Origin of the sequence: Segeticoccus rhizosphaerae, from assembly GCF_009192725.1 — a bacterium.
GTDB lineage: Bacteria > Actinomycetota > Actinomycetes > Actinomycetales > Dermatophilaceae > Segeticoccus > Segeticoccus rhizosphaerae.
Window position 1 is genome coordinate 1 of record NZ_VOHR01000124.1, and the last position, 10,199, is coordinate 10,199.

General features: G+C 72.4%; 11 protein-coding genes and 1 pseudogene. 4 read left to right on the forward strand and 8 right to left on the reverse strand.

What is annotated here, in order from left to right; all coding sequences use genetic code 11:
• From FRW57_RS24025 to FRW57_RS11400, 3 genes are all read left to right on the forward strand, one after another.
• A partial coding sequence (locus FRW57_RS24025) for a hypothetical protein (protein WP_203230303.1) occupies positions 1–204 on the forward strand: 204 nt, incomplete at its 5' end.
• Positions 205–308: 104 nt separating this feature from the next.
• Positions 309–839 carry an NUDIX hydrolase gene (locus FRW57_RS11395; protein WP_137119685.1) on the forward strand — a complete coding sequence of 177 codons (531 nt, stop codon included), beginning with the start codon at positions 309–311 and terminating at the stop codon, positions 837–839.
• A gap of 20 nt (positions 840–859) precedes the next feature.
• Complete coding sequence (locus FRW57_RS11400; protein WP_203230304.1) at positions 860–1,621, forward strand: nucleotidyltransferase family protein; 762 nt, start codon at positions 860–862, stop codon at positions 1,619–1,621.
• Between the two features lie 5 nt (positions 1,622–1,626).
• Here the strand turns inward: FRW57_RS11400 and FRW57_RS24030 are convergent.
• The 8 genes and pseudogenes from FRW57_RS24030 to mobA all read right to left on the reverse strand — a co-directional run.
• Positions 1,627–1,722: pseudogene (locus tag FRW57_RS24030) on the reverse strand (DNA-binding response regulator); the annotation flags it as partial.
• A 223-nt stretch (positions 1,723–1,945) separates the two neighbouring features.
• Entirely contained in the window at positions 1,946–2,581 is a 636-nt protein-coding gene (locus FRW57_RS11410) for a bacterial proteasome activator family protein (RefSeq protein WP_152186027.1), read from the reverse strand.
• Between the two features lie 68 nt (positions 2,582–2,649).
• Positions 2,650–3,585: an acyl-ACP desaturase gene (locus FRW57_RS11415; protein ID WP_137119688.1), complete on the reverse strand. Its 936-nt coding sequence runs from the start codon at positions 3,583–3,585 to the stop codon at positions 2,650–2,652.
• 212 nt (positions 3,586–3,797) lie between these two features.
• A complete protein-coding gene (locus FRW57_RS11420; protein WP_152186028.1) occupies positions 3,798–6,683 on the reverse strand; it encodes an FtsX-like permease family protein in 2,886 nt (961 codons plus the stop codon).
• 1 nt (position 6,684) lies between these two features.
• Entirely contained in the window at positions 6,685–7,425 is a 741-nt protein-coding gene (locus FRW57_RS11425) for an ABC transporter ATP-binding protein (RefSeq protein ID WP_137119690.1), read from the reverse strand.
• Positions 7,422–8,102, reverse strand: coding sequence for a PadR family transcriptional regulator (locus FRW57_RS11430; protein WP_152186029.1), 681 nt, complete (start codon positions 8,100–8,102; stop codon positions 7,422–7,424). Before FRW57_RS11430 ends, FRW57_RS11425 begins: the two co-directional genes overlap by 4 nt.
• Positions 8,103–8,208: 106 nt before the next feature.
• The gene (locus FRW57_RS11435) at positions 8,209–9,186 is read right to left on the reverse strand and encodes an NAD(P)H-quinone oxidoreductase (protein WP_152186030.1); all 978 of its coding nucleotides are present in this window, start codon (positions 9,184–9,186) and stop codon (positions 8,209–8,211) included.
• A 100-nt stretch (positions 9,187–9,286) separates the two neighbouring features.
• On the reverse strand, positions 9,287–9,904 hold the full coding sequence (mobA, locus tag FRW57_RS11440; RefSeq protein ID WP_137119693.1) for a molybdenum cofactor guanylyltransferase: 618 nt from the start codon (positions 9,902–9,904) through the stop codon (positions 9,287–9,289).
• Between the two features lie 173 nt (positions 9,905–10,077).
• Between mobA and FRW57_RS11445 the strand changes: the two genes are divergently transcribed.
• On the forward strand, positions 10,078–10,199 hold a 122-nt coding region (locus FRW57_RS11445), incomplete at its 3' end, for a twin-arginine translocation signal domain-containing protein (RefSeq protein ID WP_152186031.1).

Here is a 10,199-nt window from a genome sequence, read left to right on the forward strand (position 1 = left end):
ACCGCGACGGCAACCGCCACCGCAGGGCCTTCGGGCGCAGCAGGCGGAGCCGGCCCCCAGGCTCCGGGTGGCTCGTCCGCGGGCGGCGGGTTCCCGGCGTTCAGCCTCGGACAGGTCGGCGGCGGTTTCGCCGTGGCTGCAGGTCTGCTCGTCATCATCTTCGCCCTCCCGAAGGTTCGGCACTCCAGCCGCGCCACCGCCTGAGCGACGGCGCGACCGACCCGCGCCGTCGCGTTGACGAACCACGTCAGCGCGGCGGGGCGGTGCTCTGGACAGAGCCGTCCCCCCGCACCACATAGGGTCTGGGTATGTCGCTCCTGCGCGTCGTGCGTCGAAAGGCCTACACGGCGGCCCTGCTGGCGTTCCGTGGCCTGCCGCCCGTGGTCCGCCGGTTCCTGGTGCGGATGGGTACACCCGGCTACACCGTCGGGGGCGTGTGCGCCATCTCGCACAACGGCGAGGTGCTCTTCCTCCGGCAGCCGCACCGGATCGGCTGGAGCTTGCCCGGCGGCCTGCTGGACCGCGGTGAGACCCCGGCCCAGGGCGTGGTGCGCGAGATCGCCGAGGAGACCGGGCTGGTGGTCGAGCTCGGCGAACCGGTCGCGACCGAGGTCCACCCCGACGTGCTGCGCGTGGACGTCGTCTTCCGGATGGAGTTGTCGCACCGGCCCGCCGTCGTCGTGGGGGGCGAGGCGAAGGCCTACCGGTGGATGCGACCCGACCAGGTGCCCGAGGTGGACGACTCGACAGCCCGGATCCTGGAGGTCCTCGCCCGACCGCATGACGAGGCCGACCAACGTGGCCGGCTGGTCTCCACCCCGGACCAACCGGGGCGGTGAGGCCCTCGGGCCTGGCGGGGGTGGTCCTGGCGGCAGGCCTCGGCACCCGGCTGCGACCGCTCACGCAGCTGCGGCCCAAGGCGCTGTGTCCCGTGGCCGGGGTGCCGCTCGTCGACCACGCGCTGGCGAGGCTCACGTCATACACCGGCACCGGCCCAGCCCACCTCGCGGTCAACGCGCACCACCACGCGGCCCGACTCGCTGACCACCTCGCCGACCGGGTCCACCTCTCGGTGGAGGAGCCCGAGGAGCTCGGGACCGCCGGCGCGCTGGGGGCACTGCGTCAGTGGATCGCCGGGCGGGACGTCTTCGTGACCAACGCCGATGCCTGGCTGCGCGGGGACCTGGACGTGCTGGTCGACGGTTGGGACCGCTCGTCGTGCCGACTCCTCGGGATCGACTCCGGCCGGCCGGCCGACTTCGGCACGATGCGCTATGTGGGTGCCTGCCTGCTGCCGTGGGCCATGGTCCGCCAGCTCACCGACGAGCCGAGCGGACTGTACGAGGTGCTGTGGCGGCAGGCGGAATGCGAGGGGCGGCTCGAGGTGGTGCCGTTCGCCGGGACGGCGATCGACTGCGGGACGCCGGCGGACTACCTCACCGCCAACCTCGACGCCTCCGGCGGTCGCAGCGTGGTCGGAGAGGGTGCCGTGGTCGAGGGCCGGATCGAGCGGTGCGTGGTCTGGGACGGCGCGTGGGTCGGCAGGGACGAACGGTTGGTCGAGGTCGTCCGTGCCGGTGATCGCCACCACACCGTGACCGTCGCGGCTGGGCGCTCCTGAGCTGCCGGCCGGGCGTCCTTGAGCAGGTAGCCGGCAGCGCCCGCCTCCACCGCCCCCAGGATGTCGGCTTCGGTGTCGTCGGTCGTGAGGATGAGCACCCGCTGCGGCTCTTCCAGCCGCGTCAGCTCCTGCGTCCCGGCCACTCGGTGACAGGATCACTGGCATGAGCCGTCGTCGCATCCGGATCATCGTGCTGGTCCTGCTGGTGATCCTCGTGGCGCTGCGGATCGCCTACCACCTGCACCGCTAGCTGCTGGGAGAAGGCGGCGTCACCCGTGACGCCCCCTCCCAGCAGCTAGCGGGAAGCGGGCGGATTGCGGCGGGTCAGAGGTACTGGCCGGTGGGGCCGCCGTCGGCGGCGTGGGGGCCACCCTGCGGAGCCTGGCCGGGAACCATGTGTTGACCCTGGGCCGCGGGGTGTCCGGGCGGCAGGGCACGCCGCATCCCCTGCAGCTGGGCCTGCGCTGCCATCTGCTGGGCCATGATCGCCGTCTGGATGCCGTGGAAGAGGCCCTCGAGCCAGCCGACCAGCTGGGCCTGCGCGATCCGCAGCTCCGGCTCCGACGGCGCCTCTTCCGTGAAGGGCAGGGCGATCCGGTCGAGCTCCTCGGTCAGCTCGGGCGCGAGGCCGTCCTTGAGCTCCGCGATCGAGCGGCGGTGGATCTCGGCGAGGCGGGCCCGGCCGGCCTCGTCGAGCGGCGCGTTGCGCACCTCGTCGAGCAGCTGCTTGATCATCGACCCGATCCGCATCACCTTGGCCGGCTGCTCGACCAGGTCCGTGGGATTCCCCCGGTCGTCGTCGGACTCGCCTCGCCGCGACTCGTCGGAGTCGGACGACGTGCTGTCGGCCACGCCCATGCCGCCCTCGGTGACGATGACGACGCGCTGGGCATCGTCACCGGTTGGCTCGTCGGACGCGTGAGCTGGCCGCTTCTCGGGCTCCTGTTGCGACTGGGTCATGTCCCTATCCTGCACCCCGACTGCCTTCTCGCAAGGCGGGAGGGTTGTCGATCAGAGGCGTGACCGACTCAGCGGGACGCCATACGGGCCTTGAGCATGTCGCGCTTGTCCTCGAACCGCAGCGCCTGCTTCTCCAGGTCGTCCATGAACGCCGCGAGCTCGGTGCGCGCCTGCTCGCCCTCGGGGGAGAGGTTCTCCAGCTCGAAGACGTTCCAGAAACGCAGGACCGGGTCGAGGACGCTGTCCTTGTGCTGGCGCAGGTCGTAGATGCCGGCGACCGCCATCTCGACGGCCTTGCGCTGGAATCCGGGGATCCCGGTGCCGGGCATCTGGAACTGCTTGACCACCTCGAGGATGGCCTGCATCGTCTGGTCGGGGTCGATCTGCAGGGCCGCACCGAGCAGGTTGCGGTAGAAGACCATGTGCAGGTTCTCGTCGGCGGCGATGCGGGCGAGCAGCTTGTCGGCCATCGGGTCCGCGGTGAACTTGCCCGTGTTGCGGTGGGACACCCGCGTCGCGAGCTCCTGGAACGACACGTAGGCCAGCGAGTGCAGCAGCTCACCGGAGTGCGCCGACTCGTAGCCCTCCGACATGTGCTTCATCCGGAACCGCTCGAGCTCGACCGGGTCGCAGAGCCGCTTGACCAGCATGTAGTCGCGCATCGCGATGCCGTGCCGGCCCTCCTCCGCGGTCCACCGGTGGACCCACGCGCCCCAGGCGTCGTCGCGACCGAAGATGGTGGCGATCTCGTGGTGGTAGCTCGGGAGGTTGTCCTCGGTGAGCAGGTTGACGATCAGCGCGGAGCGGGCGACGTCGGAGATGCCGGAGTCCTCGGGACTCCACTTCTCCCCCTGCATCAGCCCGTCGTAGTTGCGGCCGTCGCTCCAGGGGATGTAGTCGTGCGGGAACCACTCCTTGGCGATGGACAGGTGGCGGTTCAGCTCACCCTCCACGACCTGGTTCATCTCGCGCAGCAGGTCGGTCTGGCTCCAGGTCTTGGTCATGGCAGGTCCTCTCCGATACGACACCTACGTCTACGTAGGTTACGGGACCGTAGGTTGTCTGGCCAACCCTGCGCCCATGCTTCCCTCTACCCCGCCCGATCTTCGTGACACGTCCATTGCGGATGGCAACCGGGCCGCAACAACGATCCGAGGCGGTCAGGGGTGTCCCGCGCGGTGCGACAGTCGCTGGTGTGCAGGGGGCGGGGCACGCGTCAGGCGGCCCGGCGGGTCACCTCGGGTGACTTCCGTATGGCGGCCGCCGCCAGAAGTGCGGCCAGCACCGGCACACCGATCACCACCGCGGCGAGCACCAGCCACGGGATGTCGATGACCGGTGCCGCCGCCCCGGCGTCCGCAAGCGTCGTGTTCCCGGTCGCCGGGTCGTAGGAGCCCATATGTTCGACCGTGAGTGGCCAGGCGAGCGCAACGCCCGGGACGAACCCGACGACCAGCCCGAGCAGGCTGCCGACCAGCGCAACGACGAAGGCCTGCGAGCCCGCGACGGCGCGGCGCAGTCGCTTCGTGGCCCCGACGGCGGCGAGCGTGCCCAGGTCGGCGCGTCCCTCCGCCTGCGCCAAGGCGGTCGAGATCAGCGTGGCGACGAGCACCAGGGTGCCGAAGACGCCGAACAGCAGCGAGTAGAGCAGGGCCAGGTTGCTCTGGAAGCCACGCTCGACCTGCAGGAAGGCGTTCTGCGGCAGGTGCTGGGTGATCGCGTCCTCGTCGCCGGAGGAGACGGGCCCACCGGGGTCATGCAGCTGCAGCGCGTCGGTGAAGGTCGGCCAGTGGTGGGACGCCGCGGTGGCCGGTGTCACGAGCGCCCCCGTGTCGCCCGCCAGGCCGAACCGGTCGAGCGTCGCTGTGCTCACCGTGGCGGCCGCGATGCGGTCCACCCGGGGATCGCGGAGGCTGCCGACGGCCTGGCCGTACTCGGTGACCCGGCGCGTGCCGGCCAGGACGGTGGCGTGCTCGTCGTGGACCGCCTCACGGCCGGGGGCGACGAGGATGCCGCCGCGCGCCAGCACGTCGACCTGGGAGTCGGTCAGGTGGAGCAGGTCGCGGGCCGAGCGCAGGTCGACGACACCGATGGAGGCGCGCCGGTCATGGCGGTCGGAGCCGAGCGCCGTGCAGCGGCCGACCGAGCCGTAGCCGGGGACGACCGGTGACTTGCCGCGGGCCCCAGGCGGTGACACGGCGCAGGAGGCCTTCTGCAACCGGACGACGGTGGTGGAGGTCGGCAGGTGCGAGTCGGGGCTGGTGGACATCGGATCGAACCACTGGCTGATGCCGACCCGGCGGACCGGGGTCACGTCGAGCGCGGGGGCCTGCCGGTGCACCACCGCGGCCACCGCCGAGGGCCACCCGGGTCCACCACCGTGCACCAGGCCGTCACCCATGGGGGCCTGTGGCTGGTAGTCGCGGCGCGCCTGTGCCTGGTCGCTGGTGTTGGCGATGGCGAGGACGGTGAGCGCGGTCACCGCGACCATGACGGCGGCCACGGCGGGTGCGCCCCGCCCGCGCTGGCGGCCGACGTCACGTGTGGCCATCCGCAGCGGCAGGGGGAGTCGACGTCCGAGACGGCCGACGCACGACAGCAGCCAGGGGATGAGCATCAGCGCGCCGGCGACGAGCACGATCGCGCCGATCGCGATGCCCGCCTCGTGCCCGTCGTTCGCGATGTTCATCGCCAGCACGGCGCCACCGATCCCGGCGAGGACCAGACCGATCACGGGCAGCCCGCGGGGCACCGGGCGGGCTGTCACGCCCTGGCCTCGCAGCACGCCGATCAGGTCGAGCCGGCTCGCTCCCCTCGCCGGGAGATAGGCCGCGGCCAGCGAGGCGACGCTGGCGCAGGCGCCGACGCCGAGCACCTCCCAGACCGGTATGTCGACCGGTCCCGGTGCGTTCATCGCGTGGCTCGAGGCCGCCCACCAGCGGATGGCCAGCAGACCGGCAACGACGCCGAGGAACGCGCCCACCACGGCCGCGAACACGCCGAGCAGCACGGCCTGCGCGAGCACGTAGCGTCTGATCTGGGCCCTGGGGGCCCCGTTGGAGGCGATCAGTGCGAGGGATCTGCGCTGACGTGACGCGCTGACTGCGAAGGCCGGCCCGGCCAGCAGCACGGTCTCCAGCAGGATCCCCACGACGAGCAGCGCCACGATCCCGGCCACGACGATGTCGGATTCGCTCTCTGCCGGGGGGACGTCAGGATCGGCCTGCGCCTCCTGCGGGTGCTCGAAGACCGCACGGCTCTCCACCAGCAGGCCGTGCGCATTGAGCTGCTTCACGCCCGACCACGTGACCGGCTGCGACCGGGCGATGAGGAAGGACTGGGGGCGGTCGGCGGGCGCCTCCCACGCCTCCTCCGCCGCCGGCAGGGCGACGAGGTCGGCGTGCGCCGTGGCGGTCGCCCAGCCGGTGCCCGTGCCGACCACGGTCACCTTGGTCGGGCGTCCACGGGCCGCCAGGGTGATGGTGCCACTGGTGGGCAGGCCGGCGGCCGCTCCCTCTGGGGTGACGACGACCTCGTCGGCGGTGCGGGGCCACCGGCCCGAGGTGAGTGACGCCATACCGCGGGTCACCGGCTGGCGACCGTCGACCAGCAGGGCTGCCGCGTGGACCTGGCGGTCACCGACCTCGGCGCGGACCACGGTCGTGGTGGTGGAGAGCACGGTGCCCCCGGTGAGACGCTGCACCCGCTCGCGCGTCCACGGGGCTCTCTTGGGCACGCCGGGCTCGCGCTCGGCGGGCCCGGCAGTGCCGTAACCCCCGTCCATGGGGTAGGGGCCCTGCAGGACGCGCTGCGCGGCGACGCCGGCGTCGGACAGTGAGACCACCGCCTGGGCCTGCCCCATCACGCGGGGGAGGGACTCGACCGGGTTGACGTCGTCGGTGGCGAAGGCCGTAAGGCCGGCGCTGATCAGCAGCACCGGCAGCCCGACGAGCAGCACGACGAGCGCGCCACGGCCGCGGTGCTTGCTGGCGTCACGGCGGGCCAGCCGCAGGGCGCTGCGCCACCCGGCATACCAGTGTCCGAAGGCACCGGCGCCGCGCGATCCCCTGCGTCCCGCGGCGCCGGCGTCGGTCTCGTCCACGTCAGACCCCCGAGGGGTGGTCGAGCAGCTCCTCCGCGGCGGGAGGCGCGCCGGTCGTGTCGACCACCACGCCGTCCCGGAGGAACACCACCCGGTCGGCCCAGGCCGCGTGCCGGGCCTCGTGGGTCACCAGCAGTCCGGAGGCGCCCTCGTCGCACCGCGCTCGCAGCACCCGCAGCACCGACTCGCCGGTGTGCGAGTCGAGGGCACCGGTCGGCTCGTCGGCCAGCACCAGTCGTCGCTCGCCGACCAAGGCGCGGGCGATGGCGACCCGCTGCTGCTGCCCGCCGGACATCTCCTCGGGGAACCGGTCGGCGAGCTCGGCCACGCCGACCGACCCCAGGGACTCCAGAGCCGACGCCCTGGCCTGCCTGACGCCGACGCCGTCGAGCTCGAGCGGGAGCGCGGCGTTCTCGGCGGCGGTCAGTGACGGGATGAGGTTGAGGTCCTGGAAGACGAACCCGACCTTGCGGCGCCTCAGCTCGGCCAGCCCTCGGTGGGACAGCCCGGCGACGTCGCGGCCGTCGATGCGCACCTGCCCGGTCGTCGGTCGGTCGAGGCCGCCGGCCAGGTTGAGCAGCGTGGACTTGCCCGACCCGCTGGGCCCCATCACGGCCACGAGCTCGCCCACACCGACCTGGAGCGAGACGTCGGTCAGGGCGTGCACCTCGGTGGCGCCCTCGCCGTGCACGCGAGACACCCGGATCAGCTCGAGCAACGGCGCGCCCGCGGAGGCGCTCATCGCCGCCTCCTTCGCGAAGTGGCCGGTATGCCGTGTGCCTCCCGGCCGCCCTCACTCGTCCCGGGGTGACCCTCCGCGCTCGCGTCAGCGCCGTCGCCCCGATCAGCCTCGCGAACGTCCCGCTGTCTGGTCTCCTCGCGCCGGCCGACGGCGGCGCGGGCCAGGCTGGCCTCGACGTGGTCGAGCCAGCGCACCTCGCCCTCCGCGGCGTAGACCAGGTTCTCCAGCACCAGCTGCCACGCCAGCTCGTGCCGAGGGACCCCGGCCGGGTCGTTCCTCGACTTGAGCCGGGTCAGGTCCTGCAGGTGGCGCAGCGTCGCGGTCCGCTGGGTCTGGACCACCCGCTGCACGTCGACCCCCGGCACGGTCACCGCCAACGCCAGCTTGATGGCCAGCTCGTCGCGAGGGGTGCTGTCACGGTCCACCGGCGTGGACCACCAGCGGGTCACCTCGGCGCGGCCGGCGTCGGTCAGCCGGTAGGCGATGCGGCCCTCGGCGTCGGGCCGGCCCGACACCTCGACCAACCCGTCCCGCTCGAGCCGGGTCAGGGTCGTGTAGACCTGCCCGACGTTCAGCGGCCAGGTGCCGCCGGTGCGGTCCTCGAACTCACTGCGCAGCCGCGCGCCATACATCGGCTCCTGCGCCAGCAGGGCGAGCAGTCCTTGTCTGATCGACATGCGGCGACCTCTCCACGTCCGTGCATACCCGGTATTGTTGCTGGTGAAGAGATGTATACCGAGTATGTCGCCGGTCGTCAACAGGCGGGCCGCCCCACCTGCACGATCAGGGCAGGAGGAGGACCTTGCCGATGTGCTGGCTCTCGTCGAGGGTGCGATGGGCCGCGGGCGCCTGGGCAAGGGGGAACGTGGTGTGGACGACCGGGTGGACGAGACCGCCGGAGACCAGTGGCCAGACGTGTTCGCGGACCGCGCTCACGATCGTCGCCTTCTCGTCGCGCGGCCGCGCCCGCAGCGACGTGGCGATGACAGCGGCGCGCTTGCGCAACAGCGCACCCAGGTCGAGCTCGGCCTTGGCGCCGCCCTGCATCCCGATGACGAGCAGACGGCCGTTCGCGCCGAGGGCGGCCAGGTTGCGCGCGAGGTATTTCGCCCCGATGTTGTCGAGCACCACGTCGGCTCCGTGGCCGTCCGTGGCGTCCCGCAGCACCTCGACGAAGTCCTGCTCCTTGTAGTTGATCAGGATCTCGGCCCCGAGCTCCCGGCAGGCGTCGAGCTTGGCCTGCGAGCCCGCGGTGACGGCGATCTGGGCGCCGATCTCGCGCGCCAGCTGGATCGCCATCGTGCCGATGCCACTGGATCCGCCGTGGACCAGCAGGATCTCCCCGGGCTGGAGGTTGGCCGTCATGAAGACGTTGGACCAGACCGTGCAGACGACTTCCGGCAGGGCGGCTGCGTTCTGGAGGGAGACGCCCTCAGGCACGGGCAGCACCTGGCCGACGGGTGCGGCGACCTGCTCGGCATACCCACCACCGGACAGCAGGGCACACACCTGGTCTCCGACCTGCCAGCCCGTCACCTCACTGCCGAGCGCACGGATGGTGCCGCTGACCTCGAGCCCGGGGTAGGGGGACTCACCGGGAGGTGGGTCGTAGAACCCTTGGCGCTGCAGCAGATCGGCGCGGTTGACTCCGGCGGCGGCCACGTCGATGAGCACCTCGGAATTCCCCGGCACCGGGGGCGCCACCTCATCGAGCACGAGCGCGTCGGGGCCGCCGGGGGTCGGGATGGTGATCGCCTTCATGGTCCGACCCTAGGCTGCGCTCTCCGCGCCGGCACGTCGCCGGGTGCCGGAGGGCGAACCTGCGAGGTGCTCGTCCCAGGTCGGCCTGGCTCCCCCGGGCTCAGGACCGGGCGGCCAGTTGCGTGGCACGGGCCAGGGATTCGGGAGTGTCGACGTCGAGGCACGCCCGATCGTCGAGCGGCACGAACTCGACCCCGAGGTGCTCGAGGACCCCCATCAGGCGCGCTCCGCCGGGCTCGTCCGGGACGGCTCGGCGCAGGGCCTCGGTCCGGTAGGCCCCGAGCAGCGGCTGTGCGCGACCCTCCTCATCGGTCGCCACCACCGCGCTGGTTGCTGGGAAAGGGGGCGAAATAGCTCTCCTTTTCCCAGCAACCAGCGCGAGGTGGGCGGCGGCGGGACCGGCGAACGGCAGGTCTCCGGCGAGAAGCAGCACCAGGGGAGTGGCGACGAGCGCCAGGCCGGCCGCCATACCGGCCACCGGCCCTCCGCCCGGTGGTGATTCGCGGGTCCACGTGACGGAGCGCTGCGTATGCCGTGCCTCACCGACGCAGACGACCGGCCAGTCCGCGGGCAGCGAGTCGAGGAGGTGGTCCAGCACGGTGGTGCCGGCAAACGGCAGCGCCGTCTTGTCCGCCCCGCCCATCCGGCGTGACGCGCCGCCACAGAGCACCACCGCGGTGGCCGGCGGCGGGTCGTTGCGTGGCGGGTTGACGGGCACGCGCCCAGTCTCCCAGCGATGTCACGGGTCGTGCGGCTGCGTCCGGTGATGAAGAGGCGCCTGGCCGTGGTGGAGCCTGAAGGACGAAGGCCTGGAGGGGTGGCTACGGGGCAAGGAGCCCGCTAGGGTCGGCCGGATCATCGCTCGGGGCCGAGTCAGCGGGAGATCGATCCATGACAGTCGAACGACGGACCTTCCTCAAGGCAGCGGCCGGTGGCGCGCTGCTCGCCGGACCCTTCTCCGGCCTGGTGGCCGGGCAGGCGCTGGCCGCCCCCCGGTCAGCGCAGCGGGCCCT